Source organism: Frankia sp. CeTa3Moorea, assembly GCF_978021225.1.
In genome coordinates, this window is the sequence record NZ_CDXDOR010000082.1 from 1 (window position 1) to 21,977 (window position 21,977).

A 21,977-nucleotide genomic window follows, 5' to 3' on the forward strand; every position below is an offset into this window, starting at 1 on the left:
CCTCCGGACCGGCCAGTGGGAGATCGCGGCGCCGCCCCGGCGCGGGGTGTGGGTCGACCGCACCGCCTGGCTCGCCACCGTTGACGGCCAGGCCCTGCAGCTGACCTACCTGGAGTTCGAGGTACTGGACTTCTTCGTCCGCCATCCCGGGCAGGCGTACAGCCGGGAGGCACTGCTCTGCTCGGTCTGGGGCCATCAGGTCGACGACGAGTCGGCTCCCGACATCCGCACGGTGGATGTCCTGGTGACGCGGCTGCGGCGCAAGCTCGGCCCGGAGCACCGGGACCGCATCGAGACCATCCGCCGCGTGGGCTACCGCTACCGCCCGGCGGATCCCTCGACCGACGGTTGACCGCCGACGAGGTCCCAGACCGTCTCCGCCCGGTAGGTGGGGGATGATCCGGACTCGCCGCCGCCCGAGCTGCTCATCAGGATGAGACGCTCGACGCTCCAGGGCAGCGGTGGGACATCGGCACGCAACAGCTCGACGAGCGGTTGCAGTGCCCGCCCGCGCCCGTTCGGCACCCGGGCGAGCGTCAGATGCGCGCGCAGCGGACGGGTGTCCCGGCCGGCCGCCCCGGCACGCTCGGCGGCCCGCCGGACCCCCACTGCCAGCGCCGTCAGGCGTGGGCTGGCTCGCGAGCCTGCCACGTCACCGGCGGCTGCGGCTGCGGCAATGCCGTCGACGGATGCGTCCGCGGTCACCGGCGGTGGCTGCCGCACCGCGGTCCACAGCACCCGGTCGCCGAACCGTCCGCCACCGACCGTCTCGACGGCGAACGGGCCGTGCCGGCGTGCCACCCGCGCCAGTCTCGCGTCGAGCTCGGCGCGCCGGTCGTCCGGCACTGGCCCGAGGAAGGCGAACGTGACGTGCCACTGGTCCGGCGTGGTCCAGCGCAGATCCGCCGCCGCGGCGCGCGTCCTGTGCACGGCCGCGAGCAGCGCCTCGGCGACCTCGGGGGGTGGGACGGCCGCCACGAACAGTCTGGTCGCCAGCTCAACCTCCCTGGAACGACAACCTCCCTGGAATTACAGGCTCCCTGGAATTACAGGCTCCCTCTCCCTGGGACGACAGTCTCCCTGGGACGAGACGAACAGTGCGGCACGGACCTGCTCCGGGCTCGGATGGCGAGCGCTCGGCCTCCGGTCGATTCTCGGCGACAATCGGGCTGACCGGCGACCCTCGCCACCAGACGGGGAGCACTATCAATGCTGTGACGACGCTCCCCGATCTGGTGCCGCCGCGCGATCCCGCCCTTTCTCAGGCATGGCGGGAGCTGCGGCGCGTCGTGCGCCGGCGGCAGCCGGACCTGCCCCTCGCGATGGCCCTGGTCACCGACGGCTCGGACAGCACCACCGCCGAGGTGCTGCGCGACGCCGGGGTCGACGTCGTCGGTCTCCTCGCCCCGGAACCGCTGGAGTCCCTGGCCTGGGCCGCCGAGGCAGGTGTCCGACGGGCGTACGCAGATCTGCTCACCCTGCTCTCGGACGACATCGAGGCGGTCTGTGTGGAGATGCCGCCGCCCGCGTCCGACATCGTCGCCCGGCAAGCGGCCGAGATCGGCCTGCACGTGCTCCTGGCCGGGCCGGCGACCGTCGAGGCCGAGGCCCTGCGCGCGGTCGCCGACCTCGCCGAGGAGGGTGATCTCGCCCACGTGGTCGCGCTCGACGGGCGGGCCTGGCCGGCCGCCACCCACGTCGCGGCGACCGTTCCCTCCCTGGGCCGGCTCACCCAGATGACCGTGGTGGGCGCGCCGGACGGGCCCGCCGGGCGGGTCGAGATCATCGACCTGGCGACGCGCTGGTGCGGCGAGATCCTCGCGGTCTGCGCCGATCCGGCCGCGATGCCCGCCCCGGCGCTCACCCCGGACGCACCGGTGACGCTGGCCCTGCTGGCGGCGAGCGGCGCGACGGTTCTGATCAACGAGCAGATGGGCGGGGACCTCGGCACCGCCACCCTCACGGTGTGCGGCGACTCCGGACGCATCGTCGTCCAGGGCCGTCTGGTCCGCCGCCAGGACGGCAGCGGCATCCGGGATCTGATGATGCCGACCGTGCCGACCTCCCGGCCGGGGCTGGTGGAGGCCACCTACGACGTGGTGCGCGCCACCGAACTCGACGACGCCCGGCTGGTCCGCGGCGCCACCTTCCACGACCTGCTCACTGCGAACCAGCTGATGGCCGCCGCGCAGACCTCCCATCAGCGGGGCGGTTGGGTGGAGCTCTGAAGGGCGCTTGGAACAATGCTCGGATCGGCGGGCGGCCTACGAGCCGGCAAGCGCGTCCAGGATCGGTGCGGCGCGGTTCAGCGCGGCGATCTCCTCGAGTGAGAGCTCGGCCAGCCGATCGGTCAGCCATTCGTCCCGGCGCCGACGGTCGTCCTCGAGCAGGGCTCGACCCGCCTCGGTCACCTCAGCGATCACCTGACGGCCGTCGGTGGGGTGCGGCCGGCGCTCGACGAGCCCGGTGACGGCCAGCTGCGCGATCACCCGGGTCATCGACGGCGGCTGGACGCGCTCGTGGACGGCGATCTCCCCGAGCGTCATGGGGCCATGCCTCTCCAGCGTAGCAAGCGCGGAAGTCTGCGTGGGGGTGAGCCGGCTCGACCGTTCCTGGCGCATGCGCCGAGAAAGCCGCATCACCGACAGGCGCAGCGCGGACGCGAGTTCGGCCTCACGTGCCGTCTCGGTCTCCATCTCACGACGGTACTCGTTAGCGACACGCAGAAACGAATGACATTCTGGTGAACCGCCGAAAACAGCAGGAGGCGGGTCGGCTACCCCCCAGCGGCAGCCGACCCACCACCACAGGCGGCCTCTCGCGATCTCCGGCCCCCGAAGGCTCGGCCCCCGAAGGTCCGGTCCCCGAGGGACACCGACCCGTTTCTCCCAGCCTCCACCTTCGATGCCACCGCTGGCTTCGGGGGCAGCTCCAGAGTTCTTCGGGGGGTTGCCGCCGGGAGAGTAGGGGGGAACCCTCGAAACCCCCAGTCGTCATGTGCGACGCTTGTTCGGTGAGATTCCGGCTACATATGGTGGATTGAGGTGCCTCATCCGCGTGTACCCCGCCGACTGGCCGCCTGCGCCGCCCGCCACCGCTCATGGTGCTTCAGCATCGGGGGTATGGCCACCACGGCCGGAACGGTCGCCTGCCAGTGGCCGGCATTCTCCGACAACCCGGTGGCGGCGGGCATCAACGTCTCGGTGGCGCTCGCCTTCGTCCTCACCGGAGTGCTGCTGAACGGCGAGGACGCGTTGGGCAGCGCCACCGGAGCCATGATCTTCAGTGGTCTGCTGTGGGCACTGACCTGGACCGTGGCATGGGACAAGGGTCCGTCGGCTTTCATCTCCACGTTCGCCTACACGCATTTCTGGGTCTGTCTCGGCTGGGGCGCGCTGCGATATCCGGTCGGGCGATTGCAGAGCAACCGCGAGCGCGCCCTGCTGGCAAGCGCCGTCCTCGTCATCCCGGTGGCGAACCTGGGACTGGTCGGCATCTCCGACCCGACCTGGCTCGGATATTCCCGAAATGTCTGGTGGTATGGCTCGCCGATCGACCGGGATGTCTTCGAGGAGATCATCTGGGTCCTCAACAGCCTGACCCTCGTGCTGGCCGCGGCCTTTTTTTGGGTTGTCCGCGCGCGGCTGCGCCGCTACTCCGCGCTCGACCGCCGGATCTTCGGACCGGTCGCCATCGCACTGCTGGTCGCGTTCACCCTCGCCGCCACGGTCAACATCTTCGTCTACAACCCCAGCGGAGCCTACGTCCCCCCGGCCTTCATCCTCATCGCGCTCGCGCTGCTGACCATCCCCCTGTCCTTCGCCGCGGCGGGCGTACGCCGCCAGCTCGCCCGCGCCCGCATCGCACAGCTCCTGGCGACGCTGCCGATGCCGCCGACGGTCCCGGCCGTACGAGACATCTTGCGTACGGCTCTGCACGACGACTCCGCCGAGCTCTTCCTGTGGATGCCGCAGGAGCGGCGGCACGTCGACGCCGAAGGCGCCACGGCCACCCCGCCCCGCCCCGGAGCCAGCCGGCTGCTCGTGCCGGTGACGACCTCGTCGGGCGCGCCACTGGCGCTGATCTCCGCCGCCGCCGCCCAGGAGCGCAACCGCGACCTGGTCACGGTCGCCCTGCAGGCCAGCGCCATGGCGCTGGAGAACGCCCGGCTGCACGCCGCCGTGGCCGCGCAGCTGGACGCCGTGCGCGCCTCCCGGGCCCGCATCGTGGAGGTCGGCCTGATCGAACGGCGCCGCCTCGAGCGCGATCTGCACGACGGCGTCCAGCAACGGCTGCTGGCCCTCGCCACCAGACTGGGACTCGCCCGGACAAAGACCTCCGACCCCGATACGATCTCTGCCATCGAAGCCGCTCGCGAGGATCTGCATCATGCTCTCCAGGACCTGCGCAGTCTGGCCCGGGGAATCCACCCGGCCATGCTGAGTCAGGGTGGGCTGCTCCCAGCCCTGGAGGTGGTGGTCGAGCCCCTCCCCATCAAGGTCGAGTTCGACATCCCGACCGTCCGGTTCGAGCCGATCCTGGAGGCCGGCGCCTACTACACGATCTGCGAGGCGCTGACGAACACGGTCAAACACGCCGGGGCGGCCCAGGTCCGGGTGACGGTCCGGTGCGTGGACGACGGCATCCTGATCGAGGTCACCGATGACGGTAAGGGCGGTGCCGTCGTGGTCGAGGGTGGCGGGCTCGCGGGTCTCGCGGACCGGGTACGCGCGCTCGGCGGCGACCTGAGCATCCTCAGCCCGTCCGGCGGCGGCACCCGACTGACGGCGAGCATCCCGTGCGGGTAGCCGTCGCGGATGACTCAGTACTGTTCCGCGAGGGGCTGGCCATGCTGCTGGCCGCCGCGGGAGTCGAGGTCGTCGCGCAGGCCGGGACCGCGGACGAGATCATCGACCAGCTCGCCTGCGGCCGGCCCGACGCCGTCATCCTGGACATCCGGATGCCTCCGACGTTCACCGACGAAGGGCTGATAGCGGCCGAGGCGATACGTGCGGCCCATCCCGCGATGGGCGTCTTGGTGCTGTCCACGTACGCCGAGACGCCATACGCGCTGCGGCTGCTGGGCGACGGGGGCGGCGGCATCGGATATCTGCTCAAGGACCGGGTGGATGACATCACCGCGCTGCACGACGCGTTACGCAGGGTGGTCAGCGGTCGGCTCGTCGTCGACGAGGAGATCATCGCCGGCCTGTTGACCCATCGCCGGCGGGCCGGCGAACTGGAACGCCTCACCGCCAGGGAGCGGGCCGTGCTCCGGCACATGGCCGAGGGGCGATCGAACCAGGGCATCGGCGCCAAGCTCCATCTGGCGCCGAAGACCGTCGAGAACCACGTAGCCAACGTCTTCACGAAGCTACGGATGCCGGCCTCCGCGGACGACAACCGTCGGGTACTGGCCGTGCTGGCCTGGCTCCGAGCCACCGGTGGCGAGGCCGGCGGCGAGGACCACTCCTCGCTCTCCGAGTAGCGGTCCACCCGGTTGGGCGAGCCGCAGTGACCATCGAAGCGTGATTCCACCCCCGAGCGCAGCCACGGGAGACTCTGTCCCACCGGGGTGGCGCAGCCCACGTGGGACGGAGCCCCCCGATCACGGGCATGTGCAGGCACGAACGGCCAAACTTGGGAACAACCATGTGAGCCAGCGAACCGGCGTGAGCGCTCCGTACCCGGACGCGCGCCCCGACTTGGGCCAGTGCCGTCATTGCGGCACCGCCACAGCGAGAGGAGCCCGGCGTGTCCGAGCAGGTCAGCACACTGACCGTCACCGACAACCGCACCGGAAAAACATATGAGATACCGGTTACGGACGGCGCGGTACGTGCGAGTGCGTTTCGCTCGATCAAAACGAGCGACGACGACTTCGGGCTGATGACGTACGACCCCGCCTTCACGAACACGGCGAGCTGTAGAAGTGCGATCACCTACATCGACGGTGACGCCGGCATCCTGCGCTACCGCGGCTATCCGATTCAGGAGCTGGCGGAGAAGAGCAGTTTCCTCGAGGTCGCCTACCTGCTCCTCGCCGGCGAGCTTCCCTCCGCCGAGGAGCTGTCGACCTGGGAAGACGAGATCACCCATCACACCCTGGTCCACGAGTCGATCAAGAAGTTCATCGACGGCTTCCACCACGACGCGCACCCGATGGGCATGCTGGTCTCCACGGTGGGTGCGCTGTCGACCTTCTACCCGGACGCCAAGACGATCGACGACCCGGGGCTGCGCCGGCTGCAGATCGTCCGCCTGATCGCCAAGATCACGACATTGGCGGCGTTCTCCTACCGGCACTCGGTCGGTTTCCCGTACGTCTACCCGGACAACGACCTGTCCTACGCCGGCAACTTCCTCAACATGATGTGGAAGGCCACCGAGCTCAAGTACGAGCCGGACCCCAACCTGGAGCACGCCCTCGACGTGCTGTTCATCCTGCACGCCGACCACGAGCAGAACTGCTCGGCCAACGCGATGCGCGCGGTCGGCAGCTCGCAGGCGGACCCGTTCTCGGCGGCCGCCGCCGCGATCTCCGCGCTCTACGGTCCGCTGCACGGTGGCGCCAACGAGCAGGTGCTGCGGATGCTCTCGGAGATCGGGTCGGTCGAGAACATCCCCGCCTTCATCGCCCAGGTGAAGGACGGCAAGAAAAAGCTGATGGGCTTCGGCCACCGGGTCTACAAGAACTACGACCCGCGGGCCCGGGTGATCCGTCAGGTCGCCGACGAGGTCTTCAAGGTCACCGGCACGAACCCGTTCCTCGACCTGGCCATGGAGCTGGAGCGGATCGCGCTGGAGGACGAGTACTTCGTCGCGCGCAAGCTCTACCCGAACGTCGACTTCTACACCGGCATCATCTACCAGGCGATGGGCTTCCCGGTGGAGATGTTCCCGGTGCTGTTCGCCATCGGCCGGATGCCGGGATGGCTGGCACAGTGGGAAGAGGGCCTGCTCGACCCCGAGCAGAAGATCGCCCGACCGCGCCAGCTGTACATCGGCTACGACCAGCGGCCATATGTCCCGATCGACGACCGTAGCGGGGTCGTGGACAGCGGGACCGACCCGATCGCGGCCCAGGCGGCCCAGGCGGCACCGGAGCGCCCGCTGCGCTGACCGGCCGCAGCCCCCCCCCCACCGGGGCCGCGGTGTCTCCCGCGGCCCCGGCCCTTGTGGTTGCCGGCGGCTCCCGCCGGTTCCCGGCGCCTACAGGTGCTCGACCACGTAGTCGATGCTCGCGGTGAGCGCCTCGACGTCGGCCGGCTCGACCGCCGGGAAGCAGGCCACCCGCAGCTGGTTGCGGCCGAGCTTGCGGTAGGGCTCGACGTCGACGACACCGTTTGCGCGCAGCACCTTGGCCACCGCGGCGGCGTCCACCCCCTCGAAGTCGACCGTCACGACGACCTGCGAACGCGCGGCCGGGTCGGCGACGAACGGTGTCGCGTAGGAAGTCTTCTCGGCCCAGGTGTAGAGGATGGACGACGATTCCGCGGTCCTCCGCACGCACCAGTCCAGCCCGCCCTGGGCGAGCATCCACTCGATCTGGTCGGCGAACAGGAACAGCGTCGCGACCGCCGGGGTGTTGTAGGTCTGGTCCTTGGAGCTGTTGTCCCGGGCCGTGGTGAGATCGAGGAACGGCGGGATCCACCGGTCCGCCGCGGCAATCTCGGCGAGCCGGTCGATCGCCGCCGGGGACACGAGCGCCGTCCACAGGCCGCCGTCGGAGGCAAAGCTCTTCTGCGGCGCGAAGTAGTAGACGTCCACCTCGCGCACATCGACCGGCAGCCCGCCGGCTCCCGAGGTGGCGTCGACCAGGTGCAGGGCGCCGTCGTCCGCACCCACCGGCCGGCGGACCGGACGGGCGACACCCGTCGAGGTCTCGTTGTGCGGGGTGGCGTAGACGTCGATGCCCGCCTCCGGCGCCCAGTCCGGATGCGTACCCGGCGGCGAGGAGATCACCGACGGCGCGGCCAGGAACGGCGCGCCCTTCGTCGTGTCGGCGAACTTGCCCCCGAACTCGCCGAAGACGAGGTGCTGGGAGCGGGTCCGGACGAGGTTGAAGGCGGCCGCGTCCCAGAAGGCGGTGGCACCGCCGATCCCGAGCACGACCTCGTAGCCCTCGGGCAGGGAGAACAGCTCGGACAGGCCTGCCCGCACCCGGCAGACCAGGCTCTTGACCGGCTTCTGCCGGTGCGAGGTGCCGAGGTAGGTCGCCCCGCTCGCGGCGAGGGCCTCGACCGCCTCAGGACGGATCTTCGACGGGCCACAGCCGAACCGGCCGTCCCGGGGACGCAGCCGGTCGGGCAGCACGATCGCGGGAGCGTCAGCCACGGCTGACCCCCGGCAGGACGTCACCGAGCGGGCGCGGAGCGGGGCCCACGTACCGCGCGGACGGGCGGATCAGCCGCCCGGTGCGTTGTTGTTCCAGGATGTGGGCACTCCAGCCGGCGGTGCGGGCACAGGTGAACATGGACGTGAACATATGGGCCGGCACCTCGGCGAAGTCCAGCACCACCGCCGACCAGAACTCGACGTTGGTCCGCAGCGGGCGATCCGGGAACCGGTTGGCCAGCTCCTCGATCGCGGCGGCCTCCAACGCCTCCGCCACCTCGTAGCGGGTCGAGCCCAGGTCACGAGCGGTCCGGCGCAGCACCCGGGCCCGCGGGTCCTCGGCGCGGTACACCCGGTGCCCGAAGCCCATCAGGCGCTCCTTACGGTCCAGGGCACGGCGGACGTAGCCGAGGGGGTCGCCGGTGCGCTCGACCTCGTCGAGCATCGCGAGCACCCGGGACGGAGCACCGCCGTGCAGCGGACCGGACAGCGCACCGACGGCGGCCGACAGCGCCGCCGAGACGTCCGCGCCGGTCGAGGCGACCACCCGGGCGGTGAACGTCGAGGCGTTCATGCCGTGCTCGGCGGCCGAGACCCAGTAGGCGTCCACGGCCTGGACGTGCCTGGGATCCGGCTCACCACGCCAACGGATCATGAACCGCTCGGTTATCGTCCGGGCCCGGTCAACCTCCTTCTGCGGCACCGCCGGCTGACCGAGGCCCCGCGCGGACTGGGCGACGAACGACAACGCCACGACCGACGCCCGGGCAAGATCGTCCCGTGCCTGCTCCGGGGTGATGTCGATCAGCTGGCCCAGGCCCCAGTAGGGCGCGAGCATCGCGAGCGCGCTCTGCACGTCCACCCGGATGTCACCGGAGTGCACCGGGACCGGAAAGGGCTCGGCCGGCGGCAGTCCGGGCTCGAACGCCCCGTCGACCAGCAGCCCCCAGACGTGGCCGTAGTCGACCTTGCCAACAAGGTCTTCGATGTCGACGCCGCGGTAACGCAGCGCGCTACCTTCCCTGTCCGGCTCGGCGATCTCCGTCTCGAAGGCGATCACACCTTCCAGCCCGGGCTTGAAATCGCTTGTTTTCTCGGCCATCGAGTCCGGATCTCCGCTTCTGTCTCTTGGTCCCACCGGTTCTGTCTCTATGGTCCCGCCGGCGGCCCGTCCGCGTCCTGCCCCGTCGGTGCTGCTTCGTCGGTGCTGCTTCGTGGGTGCTGCTCCATCCGATCCTGCCGCGAGGCATCCCACCGCGCCAGGGCGCAGGTGCCCCGCGATGCTCCATCCAACCCCGATCTGGAACCGACCGCGCACAGACCGATGCACTGGGCAACGCGAAACCCATAAAATATGACGTAAGTCACAGCGGCTTTTCCATCATATTACTATTTATACGAATATGCCGAGAGCGGTGAACGGAAAGTTTGGTCAACTGAGATCATTCCGCGCTACGGTCGGGCCTCGTGCCTGGAACGCCTGACCGGCGGCAGTCACGCAGCGCGAACACGACGGGAGGATCATGGCGTTCGTCTTCATCAGTCATCGCGCGGCGGACATCGCATCCGCCGAACGGTTGGGCCGGGCGATCAGCGCGGCGGGGCACGCGGTGCACCTGGACCGTTGGGAGATACGCATCGGCGACACCGTGTCCATGTTCATGAATGAGACGCTCGCCGCCGCCGACTTTCTCGTGCTCGGATACTCCACGTTGGGAATCCACGCGCCGTGGATCGTCCAGGAATGGCTACCCGCACTGGCCGATGATCTCGCCGCCCGCGGTATCACCCTGGTACCAGCATTGCTGTCGGGGTCGTCGGGCGGCGACGCGCCATATCGGCTGGCTGGCCGGCGGTGCACCGACCTTACGGTTCGCTGGGACCTCGGCGTCCACGAGCTCCTGACCGAGCTCTCCTGACCGAGCTCTCCTGACCAGGACGACGGACCCTGGCCCGGCGGGATCACCCTCGGGGCCGTCCCGCTGGCGCGCGCGGCCTGCCTGGCAGGATCGGGGCGTGGCCCCAGCCTCCGCTGCCGACGAGCCGCCGGTGGGCGGTCCGGATCCGGACGTCCCCGATCCGGACGTCCCCGATCCCGCCCTGCTCCGCCAGGGCTACCGCACCGGTCATCTGGAGCCGGAGCATCTCGCGCCGACCTGGGTCGAACAGTTCGCCGCCTGGTTCACCGACGCAGCCACCCCCGGGGTAGGCGTTCCGGAGGCCAACGCGGCCGTGTTCGCGACGGCATCCGCCGCCGGGCGGCCCAGTGCCAGGACCGTGCTGCTCAAGGGGTTCGACCAGCGGGGCTTTGTGATCTACACGAACTACACCTCGCGCAAGGGCCGTGAGGCTGCCGAGAACCCCTTCGGCTCGCTGGTCTTCCCCTGGTACGCCCTCGAGCGCCAGGTCGTCGTCATCGGATCGATCGAGCGCGTGAGCCGGGCCGAGACGGAACGCTACTTCCAGTCGCGTCCGCGTGGTTCGCAGCTCGGTGCCTGGGCCAGCCACCAGTCGACGATCATCGAGTCCCGTACGGTGCTCGACGACCGCGCCGCCAAGCTCGCGGCCCGTTGGCCCGAGGGCACCCGGGTGCCGACACCGGAGTTCTGGGGTGGGTTACGCATCGTGCCGGACATCGTGGAGTTCTGGCAGGGCCGCGCGGACCGGCTGCACGACCGGCTGCGGTACCGGCGGGTGTCGGTACCGGCCGACGGCGACGGCACGGACTCCGTCGCCGGCACGGACACCGCCGGTGTCCGTGCCGGCGATGCGGGCGCCGGCGTCCCGACCGCGGCCGGAGATCTCTGGGTCATCGAACGCCTCGCCCCTTGACCGTCACGCCCCCTGACCATCACGGCAATCGCGCATCCGCCGGCCGGAGACACACCCGGAGACACCTTATTGACTCGGCCCGGCTTAGCGGTCTTCACTGACGTCCGTTCGCCGCTCGCTGTTCATCGTTGAACCCATCGGATCCGCACTGAACGTGCCGGAACGATACTGAACGTACCGGGCCGGTGCTGAACGTGCCGGACTCGACGGACCCCATCGGACAACCACGAAACCGCGGCCGCGCCACCCAACAGTTCCGCTACGCCGGACCCGGCCTCCCGGGGACGAACGGCGCGTTGCTACCTTCTTGGCTGCAATCGCTCCTGCCCGCAATCAACGTGCTCGGCACACGTCGAGGAGACGGATTTATGCGTATCACCAGAATGCGTGCCGCGGTGGCCGGCGTTCTCGGCACGGCGACCATCGCACTGGCCTCCCCGGCGCTCGCCGAAACTCCGGAACCGTCGCCCACGGCCACAGCCACGGCCACGGCCACGGCCGTCACCCAGCCGAGCCCGTCCCCCCTCGTCTCCGACGCCCCGACGGCGACACCGAAGACAGAGCCGTTGGCCGGCGTGGACCCGGCGGTCGGGCCGACCGGGTCGGCCGGCCCGACCGCCACTCCGAGCCTCAATCCGAGCGCCACGCCGAGTGCCACGCCCACCGACGCCGCGGCCCTGATTCCGGGCGCGACGGCGGGCGCGACGTCCTCCGCGAGCCCGACCAACGGCACCGGCAACCCGACACTCGACGGTTTCCTCGACCTGCTGCCCTTCGAGGTCCCGCTGGACAAGCAGATCAACAGCATCGACGACATGGACGTCAACCCGTTGTTCCTCACCTTCACCTGCGACGGCTCCGTCCCCTCCTGGAAATTGAAGAACACCGCGGACAAGGCCTTTGGATTCGGCTGGTTCGACACCAGCCTGCACGGCGGAATTCTGGACATCGGGCCGAAGCAGACCGTTGACGTCCCCTCGAAGGCGCTCGCGGTAATCGGCTCCCCCTGGGACGCCAAGACCAAGGTTCTGCTCGTGACCGTGCCGACGGTCGGTGTCTCCAACTGCACGGGCGGGTCGGCCCCGCCGCCGCTCGCACCGCCCGCTCCGCTACCCGTCGCGGTGCCCGCCGCCACGAGCGCCGTCCCGGCCGATCCGCACTACACGCGATGAGCTCCGGACCTGGTCCCAGGATGGCCGCGGGCGCCCTCGCGGCCATCCTGGGTGGCGTCGTGCTGACCAGCTGCGGCGACGGCGCCAGGAACGCCTCCACCGATCTCTCCCCGCAGGTGCGCAACCAGCTCGCCGCCGTCGCCGGGCTCGGCCAGGGAAAGAGCACCGTGGTCACGGCCGTGGGTGCCAGCGTCGACGTCTACAGCGCCCCGACCGACACCCAACCCTCCTCCACGCTGGCCAGCCCGAATGAGAACGGCGTCAAGCGGGTCTTCCTCGTCCAGGCCAAGCTGTCGGGATGGTGGCAGGTACTGCTGCCGGTGCAGCCGAACGGCAGCACCGGCTGGTTGAAGGCGGACCAGGTCACCGCGTCCGAGACGTCGTACCGGCTGGTTGTCTCCCGCGGCAGGCACCGACTCCATGTGTTCAGCAACGGGACGCAGATCGCCGAGGAGCCGGTGGGGATCGGCACCGCCGACACCCCGACGCCGGGCGGGCGCTTCTATCTCATGGAGCTGCTCAAGCCGCGTGACCCGAACGGTCCGTACGGGCCGTATGCCTTCGGGCTTAACGGCTTCTCGACATCACTCAGCTCGTTCGGCGGCCACAAGCCGGTCATCGGCATGCACGGGACGAACGAACCAAAGCTCATCGGCAAGGACGTCAGCCACGGATGCATCCGCCTGAGCAACGACGCGATCACCAGACTCGCCCAAACCGTTCCCCTCGGTACACCGATCGACATCATCGCCTAGAAGAAGATCGGTAACGAGGCCCTTCCCGGCGGAGGATCGCCGGGGCCCGGGTGGGCTATGCATCCACCGAGGCGGACGGGCCCATGGCGGGACGGGCCGCCACGGCGATCCGCAGATCGTCGACGAATCCGGCGTAGACCTCGTCACGGTGGGCGGGATCTGCCCGTAGCACCGCACTGGGATGCAGCGTGGCGAGCAGCTGAGCCCCGGAGCCGGCCGGCCCGGGGAGCAGCCGGCCACGCATCTTCGTCACCCGGAACGACGGTCCGAGCAGCGACATACCGGCCGTAGCCCCCAGGATCACGACGATCGCCGGCCGAACGAGGTTGAGCTCCGCGGATAGCCAGGGACGGCACGCGGTGACATGCCGCAGGTCCGGGGTCTGGTGGATCCGCCGCGGGCCGTTGCCGGTGCGATACCGGAAGTGCTTGACGGCGTTCGTCATGTACACCTCGGCACGGTCGAGTCCCACCTCGCCGAGGGCCCGGTCGAGCAGCTTGCCGGCGGGGCCCACGAACGGCACACCCCGCCGGTCCTCGATGTCGCCCGGCTGCTCGCCGACGAGGGCGAGCCAGCCGTGCGCGGGGCCGACCCCGAAGACCGTGCGGGTGCCGGGCAGCTGCGCGAGGTCGCATCCCTGGCAGTCGGCGGCCGCCGCCGCCAGGGCCGGCAGGTCCGCCCGTGGTGGTCTGTGTACGGGCTGCATGCTCATCCACCGATTCAACCGGACGGGCCCTCGCCCGTCCGCACGAGCCGCACGAGCCCTGGGAGACCCGGCGTGCCGGGACCCCGGTGCCGGGGGTGCGGGGCGATGCGTGGTACAGGGCGATGCGTGGTACGCGGAGATGCGTGGCGCGCCGTGCGTGAGCTGCCCTCCACATCCCACGCCGACGCGACCACCTCCGGCGGAGCCCGTCACTTCTCCGCCGGTCTTCGAGCGGGGGATCCTGCCCACGCATCCCCCTGCCCAGGATCAAGGATGGCCAATCCACGGGACCACCCCGCAAAATAGCGGCGTGTCATCATTCAACTACAAAGCGTTTGCTGTTGTGCTGTACGGGTGACGCTTGCCGTGGAGTGGGATCGGGGCTTCTCCGACGCATGGTCGCAAATCGTCGCGACAGCTCCGACAGTAGGCCTCTTCCTCGCGATCTGTCTGCTCGGTTGGCTGTTGGTCCGGGCGGGTACGCGCCTCATCACCCGGTTCACCGAACGCGCCGGCCTGGATCGGATCATCGATCGCGCCGGCCTGCCGCGGCTACTGCACCAGCCGGCCCAGAGCGTGCGTGCGGGCGGGCTCCGGGTGCTCATGGGCATCGGCCTGCTCGGCGTGCTGCGGATCGCGCTGGGGGTCTTCGGACCGAACACGGCCGAGGACACCGTAACCGATCTACTCGCTCTGCTGCTCCGCACCCTGCTCGCGACGCTGGTCATCATGATCGGGGTCGGCCTCGCCCGGGTCGTCCGGACCTTCGTCACGGAGGCACTACGCGACCTCGCGTACGGACAGGCGGCCGGCAACATCGTGGCCACCGTGCTCGTAGTCGCCTTCGGCAAAACGGGGTTGGACGAGGTGGGACTCGCGACGTCGGTCACCACACCGGTCCTCTGGGCGATCCTGGCCTCCCTCACCGGTGTGATCGTCGTCGGCGTGGGAGGCGGCCTCATTCGGCCCATGCAGATCCGATGGGAGGAGATCCTCGAACACGTCGAGGACACCGCCGCCGAGGCTCGGGCGAAGTGGCACGATCGCCGCCCCACCACCTCCCCGGCACACGCGCCGGAACGGCCGCTGCCACCGCCAGCCGTCGCCTCGCCCCGACCCCCGATCCCGCCACCGGGTGAGGGGCCACTGTCCAAAACCGGCTCCTCCGAACGGCCTCCACCGTCTGCGGTGGACGAGCCCCCGCCACCCGCCGGCCGACCGCTTCCGGGGGGACCCACGTAACGTGTGGTCCGTCCCCCACATCCCGGTCGCCGTCGGCCGGTGGGTGTGCGTTCGGCGAACTGCGGCGCGTTCGGGCCTCAGGTGGGGCACTCTGGGAGAGGACGGACGGTAAAAGTCGGTCGCTGACCTCGACCACGCATATCGCCCTGACCCGGACACCTGACCCGGACACCTGACCCAGCCAGGGCACCCTGCCAGATCGGTCCGCAGGTGGCCGATCCTCACGGCGGAAACCTCATCAACGTCACGAGTGGCGAGCGGAGGGACATCTCGGTGGACGAGCTCTCGGATATGGAGCGCTCCCGACTGCTCCTCGGCTGGCTGGCGGCGCGGCGTGCCGTGGACAACTGTCTGTCGGACCTGCTCGCCGCCGGTCCCGCCGGGGAGCGGCGGGTACGCGAGTCACTCGCTCTCGTGGGCGATCTGGAAAGCCGTGCCCAGGAGGCGTTCGACCGTTACCGCACGGCCGCGGAGAACACGGAGACACGATCATCGGGCCGCTGGGTGCCTTCTGACGCGGATCGTCCCAGACTCAATGTGGTCCGCACCCCCGAGGGCGATCTCGCTCGTAGTAGTTCGAACACGAAGAGCAATCATCGACACCGGTGACGCCCGGGGCGCTGGACGCGCGTCAGAATGGCCCTCGTGCCGGCCGTCCGTCGCCGCCGCGTCGCCGCGGTCTGGCTCCTCACCCTCCTGGTTCCCCTTCTGCTGACGACGTCCGGCTGCGGCGTGCTGGAGGGTCCCCGACGTGGTCATGTGGTCCTGGCCGCCACCCCGGCGCCCACCACGGGTCCCGATGCATTCGAACGCTCCGGACGGGGCGCCCGCATCCGGATGACCCTGCCCCCGTCCGACGCCCCGAAGCCCTATCCCCTGCTCGTGGCGCTGCACAGCCTGCACTACGACGGCGCGGACCCCAAGCAGCACTGGGACCTGGACAACCTCGCCCGTGCCGCCGGCCTCGCCGTCGTGTACCCGGACGGCCTCAACAGGGCATGGAACGCTGGAACCTGCTGCGACCCCGCCGTGATCAACCATACCGATGACGTCGGCTGGCTACGCGCGTTGATCGCGCATCTCAGCGAGCATTACCCGATCGACCGGAACAGGGTCAGTCTGATCGGTCTGTCCAACGGCGGCATGCTGGCCTACCGGTACGCCTGCGAACACGGGGACGAACTCGCGGGCATCGCCGTCGTGGCGGCCAGCCGTCAGGTGTCGGACTGCCGTCCGGGCGCCCCGCTGACCGTCGTGGTCGTCCACGGCGGGGCGGACGGCCATGTGCCCTACCAGGGGACCCTCTGGTCGCCGGTGCTGCGGACCGCGATCACGCCGGTCGAGGAGAGCATGATCCCGTTCCGGTCGGTGGATCGCTGCCCCGTCCCGAGCCGGCCTACGGACACTGTCCTCACGGATTCGACCGGCGTGCCATGGCACGCCCCGGTGGCATCACAGTCCGCGCTGAGCGTTGGAACGGACGCGGACGTGGCCGCGCCCGTCGCCGTGCCCCCGGTGCCCCCGGCAAGCGGGCCGGCGCACCCTGCAAGCGCGCTGGTGAACGCCGCCCCGCGGGTCCTGATGCCGAGCGCCGTCCCGGGTGTGCCCGCGAATTCGACCACGGTGACGTCACCAGCCGTCGCCCTGCGCAAGGAGACCCCCTGTGCCTCCTCGGCCCGGGTCGTGCAGTTCCTGCTGCCCGCTCTGGCCCACGGCTGGCCGGCCGTCTCCGGACCGGCCCCCTTCGCCACGGGCAGGGTGATCTGGCATCTGCTGGCTCCGGCCCGTTCCGCGCGGCCCGGCCCGCGGATGTGACCCGCGACGGCCAGCCGGCGGGGACGGATCAGGCCGGCGCGAACACGGATCAGGCCGGCGCGAACGAGGACCGCAGCGCGCCCATCAGCGTATTGAGCGACGCCAGGACGTCGGTCGACACTCGCGCGATGAGCACGTACACGGCACCGGACACCGACACCGTGCGCATGAGGTAGGAGACCCGCTGCCCCTCCCGGTCGTACGAGCCGACGAGTTCCTGGGTGGGCTGACCGCTGGTGTCCGTCGCCGGGCCGGAACGGTCCCTGGTCAGACCGGGGACCGTGTTGAACTCGGCGGACTGGACCTGCGTGAGCGCTGCCACCGGATCCTGCACCGCGACCCGGGCCACCCCGATCATCTGCGGTCCGTACTCCGAGACGGTACCGGGCTCGCCATAGAAGATGCCGGTGTTGTCGCGCCGCTGCTTCCACACCGGCGGGTGGGAGAAGGTGGCCTTCTGCACAGTGTCGGTGAACGAGGTCCAGTCCGCCGGCACCGCGATCTGGCCCGCAGCCGCCTGACCGCCAGCTGCCTGACCGCCGGCTGCCCCCGTGTTCGGGCTAGGCGCGGCCGCTACGGGACCGCCGGACGATGCTTCCGTCGGCGCCGGGGCCGCATTGGTGGCGGTCCGGCCGCTGGGCCGGACCTTCTCCCAGACGGCACCGGCCCCGACGCCCACCCCAAGTGCCACGGCCAGCACCACCAGGGCCACCCCGACCCGATGCAGGAAGGGCATGGTGTCGGAATCACGATCTCCCTGCCGGGAATCGCGAGCGTCGTCCTCGTCGGGGAAATCGGCTGTGCCCGCGGCGGAGGTCAGGCTCCCTGAGCGACGCGCCGCGACCCGCTGGTCGGCGCCGAACCGCACCGGACTCGGCCGGCTCCGCCCCCCGCCCGGCGGGTAAGCCTCGGGTCGGCCGGACCGATCAGGCCGACCGGGCCGACCGGGCCGATCAGGTCGACCGGGATCGGTGCGATCGGCACGGCGCCGGTCGAGTCCGAGGTCGTCGCCGGCATCCCTGCCGTAGGGCGTCCGCAGGCCTGTTCCACCGTCCCTCATCCCGGCGCCGCCGGTCGACGGACCGCCGGTAGGGGCACCGTCGGCCCGACGTGTCGGCATCGCCGTCTTGGCCCGCGGCAGACCGCCCTCATTCTGCCGATCCGGTCCACCTCGTGGATCCGACCTTCCATCGGTAGCCCATTCGGGTGGTTGACGCCCGGATGCGGGTGCGGGAGCGGAACCAGGAACGACTCGGGACCGCCGGCCCTCGGCCCGAGCGGTCCGAGCGGGCGGGACGAGCGCCCGGCGCATCGAGGTGCCGGTGGACGGCGAATCGGTATCCTCGGGCTGTATCGAACTGCCCTGATATGGATTGCCGTGGCCGGGATTGCCGTGGCTCGCCGGTACCGGGTGGTAGGGCCCGGTCACCGGTCCAGCGGCGTCATATGACCCGGTCGGAGGGCCGTATGACCCGGTCGGAGGGCCGTAGCCGCTATGCTGCGGGCGCGGATCCGGCCCCGCTGGCTGATACGGCTCCATCGAGGGACCGCTACCGCCCCCCTGATAGTAGGGAGACTGCCGGTCGTCGTCCCACTCGGTCCGTCGCACACCGTCCGTCACCAGACGACCTCCGATCCCGAGCTCCGCTTGCGTCCGCCCGTCCCACCGCTGTACCACGGCGTTGCGTCGACGTTGCGCGAGCTTAGTTGACAGTAGCCCCCCGAAGGCGTACAGGGATCGGCCAGGTACCTCGCCGGTCACCCACTGATCTGCACCGATATCCTCCCATGTCATCAGGCACATATTTCAGGGGGGACGCCGCATGAAGGGCTTCAGGCAGTTCCTGATGCGAGGGAACGTCGTCGACCTGGCGGTCGCGGTCGTGGTCGGTACCGCCTTCACCGCGGTGGTGACGTCGCTGGTGAAGACCATCTTCACCCCGCTGATCGCCGCGATCTTCGGCAAACCCGACTTCTCGGCCCTCACCTTCACCATCAACGGCAGCATGTTTCGGTACGGCGAGTTCATCAACAGTGTCATCGCGTTCCTCTCAGTCGCTACAGTGATCTACTTCGTAGTAGTACTCCCCCTGAACACCATCAACGAGCGGCGGACGCGGGGGCAGGTCCCGCCGGAGGAGGACCCAGTACTCACCGACGAGGCACGCCTGCTCACGGAAATCCGTGATCTACTGGAGGAACACCGTCCCACCGGCTGACCCAGCCAACCCGGGCCGACCCAGCGCGGCTCCACACCGCGCGGCTCCACACCGGATCGCTTACCCGAACGTTGGTCGGCATTCAGGAATCGCTCAGGCTTTCAAGGGAAAGTGCCTACCATGACACCGCGTCTCCCCTTCAGCAGTAGCGCCGAGGACGCCCCCAGGGGCGGCGGCAGGGAGGGGTCCGGCGCCGGGCATGACTCCCCCTCCCCTTGGGCTCCGCCCATCGGCGGCGCGGCCGGGACACGAGCCGGCCAAGCTCACCCGGCTGGTCCCGCCAGCTCCGAACCCGGCCTCCCGGCGGGCCCGCCTTCCCGTCCGCCCGGCTCGCCGTACAGCCAACCGCCGACGCTGGGGCCATCCTCCGGCCAGCATCCTCAGTATCCGAATCCCCATCCCCCGCATGGGGATCCTCGTCCGTATCCGGATTCTCCGTACCCGGCCGGGCCGTCCCAGGCCAGTCAGCCGCAGGCCGCGCTCTCCGCGGGAAGCCCGCCTCCGGCGGCATCGCCCGGCGGCCCGTGGGGACCGCCTTCAGGTCCGCCACCCGGTGGTCCCGCTGCCCCGAGAGCCGTGAACGGCGCGGCCGGCCCCGCGGGACCTCCCGCGGGCCCCCCGACCGGAGGGTATTCCTGGGGACCGCCATGGAGTTCTCCGAGCGGCGCCGGCTCGCCACCCACCCAGGACCTCTACGGCAACGAGACAACCATGGCCGCCTCGCCCCCTTGGCGCCGACGGCGGCTCGTCGCCGCCGGACTCGCCATAGCCCTGGTCTCGGCCGGTGTGGGTGGCGGTGTCGGAGCGCTGGTCGCCGACAACAACGGGGGGCAGACCATCGTCACATCCGCCGGTCTGCACAACACCGTGGACAGTTCCGGTGGAACGTCGCCCGCAGCCGCGAACACCGTGTCGGCCGCGGCGCAGAAGATCCTGCCGAGTGTCGTGACAATCTCCGAGGAATCGAGCAGCGAGTCGGGCACCGGCTCCGGCACCATCATCCGTTCGGACGGGCATATCCTGACGAACAACCATGTGGTCTCGGGTGCCGCGAATGGCGGCTCGCTGACGGTCACCCTGCAGGACGGTCGTACTTTCGATGCGCAGGTCGTAGGCACGGATCCGAGCTCGGACCTCGCGGTGATCAAAATCAATGCCACCGGTCTCACGGCGGCCACGTTCGGCAATTCCGACACGCTGAGCATCGGGGAACTGGTGGTAGCGGTCGGCAGCCCGCTCGGGCTGAACGGCACGGTCACGTCCGGCATCGTCAGTGCCGTGCATCGCCCGGTGCGCACCGGGGATTCAACCGTGCGGGATCAGCAGAACACCGTGCTCGACGCAATCCAGACCGACGCCTCAATCAACCCCGGTAACTCCGGTGGTCCGCTGGTCAACAGTCGCGGCGAGATCATCGGCGTGAACAGCGCGATCGCGACCGTGGGTGGTGGAAGTCCCTTCGGTGGCGGCCAGCAGTCCGGCAACATCGGCGTCGGTTTCGCTATTCCGGGCAACTATGCCGGGTCGGTGGCCACCGAGTTGATCTCTACGGGCAGCGCCCGACACCCGTACCTGGGCGTCAGCGCCTCCACCTCGGAGGAGAACACCCGTTCCACCGCCTCCAGCGGCAACGGTGCACAGATCCGCTCCATGGTTCCGGGTGGACCCGCCGAAAAGGCCGGCCTTCGCGCCGGCGACGTCATCACGAAGGTCGGCAACCGTGCCGTCAACGACGTCGACTCCCTCATCGCGGCGGTCCGGTCCCACGCCATCGGCGACGAGGTGGAAGTGACCTATACCCGTGATGGACAGAGCGGCACCGTCAAGGCCCGGCTCGCCCAACAACCACCGGCATCCTGAGCTATGTCCCGACCCGCAAGAAGCGTGGTGCCTTCCAGCGGAAGGCCGCGAATGGCCGGTCCGGTTCCGAACGCCAGTTCTGCCGAATTGGTAACAGATTTCGGCTTATACCCATTGAAGGCAGGTTCGTCCAGGGTGGCTTGGTCCCGTCTCCGACGGGACATGGCCACCCTGCCGTGAGACCTACCAGGCAAAGTAACCAGCCGTAGTCGATGGGGATCTAAGTGCGACGACATCAGTAGTCAAGCGTTATCGACTGTCGAATCGGCGACAACAAAATCTTCACGACGTTCACCCGCTGCGGGGGACGAACTTCTAGCATTGGGCCTGCCTCACCGGGCTACCGATGGGGCGATGCCGGCCCGTTCCGGGGCCGCCGCTAGTCCCCGGGGAGAAGCTGAGTATGGACGACGACGCGGACCTGGTGGCCCGTGTCCGACGTGGTGACCGGCAGGCGTTCGACGATCTCTACGATCTGTACGCCGATGATGTCTTCTCGATGTGCCTGCTGATTCTGGGCGATCCCACCGTGGCCCGCGCAGCGGCCGGGACGGCGTTCGCCCTCGTCGCCCGCACTCGTCTAAATCCCCTGAGCGATCCCACCCGGCTGCGGTCCTGGCTACTCGAGCTTGCTCGAGGAAGCGCTCTGGCCTGGTCGGGATCGCCCCAGGCGCGCAGCATCCCGGTACCCCATGGAGTCTCGCCCGAAGAGCTCCTCACCGGTGCCGTGGTTCCGGCGCCGGCGAGTCTGCGGGTCGGCCTCGCGCGCACCTTCGATCGCGCCGCTGTCGCGGCTGTAGCCGCAGCCTCAGCCGCCAGTCGGCGGGCTGCGGCAGCGGCCGCCGCGGCCGATACCGATACTAAGAGCGAAGTCGGCGAGACCACCAAGGAGACACCGAAGGTCAATCTCGTCAAGGTACCGACTGCTCCACCCAGCGGTGACAGGTACGCCGATGCCGAGAAAACCATCATCGCCGCCACCACGCACCCCACGCGTCTACTCCCGCTCATGCGCATGGACTCCGACAATGACCTCACC

General features: G+C 69.9%; 21 protein-coding genes. 15 read left to right on the forward strand and 6 right to left on the reverse strand.

Annotated elements, in window-relative coordinates; all coding sequences use genetic code 11:
* Positions 1 to 352 (forward strand): winged helix-turn-helix domain-containing protein (locus tag AC08OV_RS14960; protein ID WP_476619809.1); only part of this gene is annotated, 352 nt, incomplete at its 5' end.
* Here AC08OV_RS14960 and AC08OV_RS14965 read toward each other — a convergent pair.
* Positions 319 to 978, reverse strand: coding sequence for a 2'-5' RNA ligase family protein (locus AC08OV_RS14965; protein ID WP_476613768.1), 660 nt, complete (start codon positions 976 to 978; stop codon positions 319 to 321). The two genes, AC08OV_RS14960 and AC08OV_RS14965, sit on opposite strands and share 34 nt — an antisense overlap.
* A gap of 236 nt (positions 979 to 1,214) precedes the next feature.
* Between AC08OV_RS14965 and AC08OV_RS14970 the strand changes: the two genes are divergently transcribed.
* Positions 1,215 to 2,228, forward strand: a complete 1,014-nt coding sequence (locus AC08OV_RS14970; protein WP_476613767.1) for a Gfo/Idh/MocA family oxidoreductase — start codon at positions 1,215 to 1,217, stop codon at positions 2,226 to 2,228.
* Between the two features lie 36 nt (positions 2,229 to 2,264).
* On the opposite strand, the gene AC08OV_RS14975 is transcribed toward AC08OV_RS14970, so the two are convergent.
* On the reverse strand, positions 2,265 to 2,696 hold the full coding sequence (locus AC08OV_RS14975) for a MarR family transcriptional regulator (RefSeq protein ID WP_476613766.1): 432 nt from the start codon (positions 2,694 to 2,696) through the stop codon (positions 2,265 to 2,267).
* 426 nt (positions 2,697 to 3,122) lie between these two features.
* Between AC08OV_RS14975 and AC08OV_RS14980 the strand changes: the two genes are divergently transcribed.
* From AC08OV_RS14980 to AC08OV_RS14990, 3 genes are all read left to right on the forward strand, one after another.
* Positions 3,123 to 4,808: a sensor histidine kinase gene (locus AC08OV_RS14980; RefSeq protein ID WP_476613765.1), complete on the forward strand. Its 1,686-nt coding sequence runs from the start codon at positions 3,123 to 3,125 to the stop codon at positions 4,806 to 4,808.
* Positions 4,799 to 5,488: a response regulator transcription factor gene (locus tag AC08OV_RS14985; RefSeq protein WP_476613764.1), complete on the forward strand. Its 690-nt coding sequence runs from the start codon at positions 4,799 to 4,801 to the stop codon at positions 5,486 to 5,488. Before AC08OV_RS14980 ends, AC08OV_RS14985 begins: the two co-directional genes overlap by 10 nt.
* A 266-nt stretch (positions 5,489 to 5,754) precedes the next feature.
* A complete protein-coding gene (locus AC08OV_RS14990; protein ID WP_476613763.1) occupies positions 5,755 to 7,122 on the forward strand; it encodes a citrate synthase in 1,368 nt (455 codons plus the stop codon).
* Positions 7,123 to 7,212: 90 nt separating this feature from the next.
* Here the strand turns inward: AC08OV_RS14990 and serC are convergent, their stop codons facing one another.
* Both serC and AC08OV_RS15000 read right to left on the reverse strand, forming a co-directional pair.
* Positions 7,213 to 8,337: a phosphoserine transaminase gene (gene serC / locus AC08OV_RS14995; RefSeq protein WP_476613762.1), complete on the reverse strand. Its 1,125-nt coding sequence runs from the start codon at positions 8,335 to 8,337 to the stop codon at positions 7,213 to 7,215.
* Complete coding sequence (locus AC08OV_RS15000; protein WP_476613761.1) at positions 8,330 to 9,439, reverse strand: citrate synthase 2; 1,110 nt, start codon at positions 9,437 to 9,439, stop codon at positions 8,330 to 8,332. The genes serC and AC08OV_RS15000 overlap by 8 nt, the downstream gene beginning before the upstream one ends.
* A gap of 421 nt (positions 9,440 to 9,860) precedes the next feature.
* Between AC08OV_RS15000 and AC08OV_RS15005 the strand changes: the two genes are divergently transcribed.
* From AC08OV_RS15005 to AC08OV_RS15020, 4 genes are all read left to right on the forward strand, one after another.
* Positions 9,861 to 10,256, forward strand: a complete 396-nt coding sequence (locus AC08OV_RS15005; RefSeq protein WP_476613760.1) for a toll/interleukin-1 receptor domain-containing protein — start codon at positions 9,861 to 9,863, stop codon at positions 10,254 to 10,256.
* Positions 10,257 to 10,353: 97 nt separating this feature from the next.
* Complete coding sequence (gene pdxH / locus AC08OV_RS15010; RefSeq protein ID WP_476613759.1) at positions 10,354 to 11,169, forward strand: pyridoxamine 5'-phosphate oxidase; 816 nt, start codon at positions 10,354 to 10,356, stop codon at positions 11,167 to 11,169.
* A gap of 368 nt (positions 11,170 to 11,537) precedes the next feature.
* Entirely contained in the window at positions 11,538 to 12,341 is an 804-nt protein-coding gene (locus AC08OV_RS15015; protein WP_476613758.1) for a hypothetical protein, read from the forward strand.
* Positions 12,342 to 12,361: 20 nt separating this feature from the next.
* Positions 12,362 to 13,096 (forward strand): L,D-transpeptidase, encoded by a 735-nt coding sequence (locus tag AC08OV_RS15020; RefSeq protein WP_476619810.1) that lies wholly within the window; start codon positions 12,362 to 12,364, stop codon positions 13,094 to 13,096.
* A gap of 55 nt (positions 13,097 to 13,151) precedes the next feature.
* Here AC08OV_RS15020 and AC08OV_RS15025 read toward each other — a convergent pair whose 3' ends face one another.
* Complete coding sequence (locus AC08OV_RS15025; protein ID WP_476613756.1) at positions 13,152 to 13,808, reverse strand: UdgX family uracil-DNA binding protein; 657 nt, start codon at positions 13,806 to 13,808, stop codon at positions 13,152 to 13,154.
* A 348-nt stretch (positions 13,809 to 14,156) separates the two neighbouring features.
* Between AC08OV_RS15025 and AC08OV_RS15030 the strand changes: the two genes are divergently transcribed.
* The 3 genes from AC08OV_RS15030 to AC08OV_RS15040 all read left to right on the forward strand — a co-directional run bounded on the left by AC08OV_RS15030 (position 14,157) and on the right by AC08OV_RS15040 (position 16,859).
* Entirely contained in the window at positions 14,157 to 15,044 is an 888-nt protein-coding gene (locus AC08OV_RS15030) for a membrane protein (protein ID WP_476619811.1), read from the forward strand.
* 210 nt (positions 15,045 to 15,254) lie between these two features.
* Positions 15,255 to 15,653, forward strand: a complete 399-nt coding sequence (locus AC08OV_RS15035; RefSeq protein WP_462187418.1) for a hypothetical protein — start codon at positions 15,255 to 15,257, stop codon at positions 15,651 to 15,653.
* Between the two features lie 27 nt (positions 15,654 to 15,680).
* Positions 15,681 to 16,859 (forward strand): CE1 family esterase, encoded by a 1,179-nt coding sequence (locus AC08OV_RS15040; protein WP_476615018.1) that lies wholly within the window; start codon positions 15,681 to 15,683, stop codon positions 16,857 to 16,859.
* 49 nt (positions 16,860 to 16,908) lie between these two features.
* Here the strand turns inward: AC08OV_RS15040 and AC08OV_RS15045 are convergent, their stop codons facing one another.
* Positions 16,909 to 17,595: a hypothetical protein gene (locus tag AC08OV_RS15045; protein ID WP_476615017.1), complete on the reverse strand. Its 687-nt coding sequence runs from the start codon at positions 17,593 to 17,595 to the stop codon at positions 16,909 to 16,911.
* Positions 17,596 to 18,682: 1,087 nt separating this feature from the next.
* On the opposite strand from AC08OV_RS15045, the gene mscL reads away from it, so the two are divergent.
* The 3 genes from mscL to AC08OV_RS15060 all read left to right on the forward strand — a co-directional run.
* On the forward strand, positions 18,683 to 19,078 hold the full coding sequence (gene mscL, locus AC08OV_RS15050) for a large conductance mechanosensitive channel protein MscL (protein WP_476615016.1): 396 nt from the start codon (positions 18,683 to 18,685) through the stop codon (positions 19,076 to 19,078).
* A 909-nt stretch (positions 19,079 to 19,987) separates the two neighbouring features.
* The gene (locus AC08OV_RS15055) at positions 19,988 to 20,938 is read left to right on the forward strand and encodes a S1C family serine protease (RefSeq protein WP_476615015.1); all 951 of its coding nucleotides are present in this window, start codon (positions 19,988 to 19,990) and stop codon (positions 20,936 to 20,938) included.
* 403 nt (positions 20,939 to 21,341) lie between these two features.
* On the forward strand, positions 21,342 to 21,977 hold a 636-nt coding region (locus tag AC08OV_RS15060; RefSeq protein WP_476619812.1), incomplete at its 3' end, for an RNA polymerase sigma factor.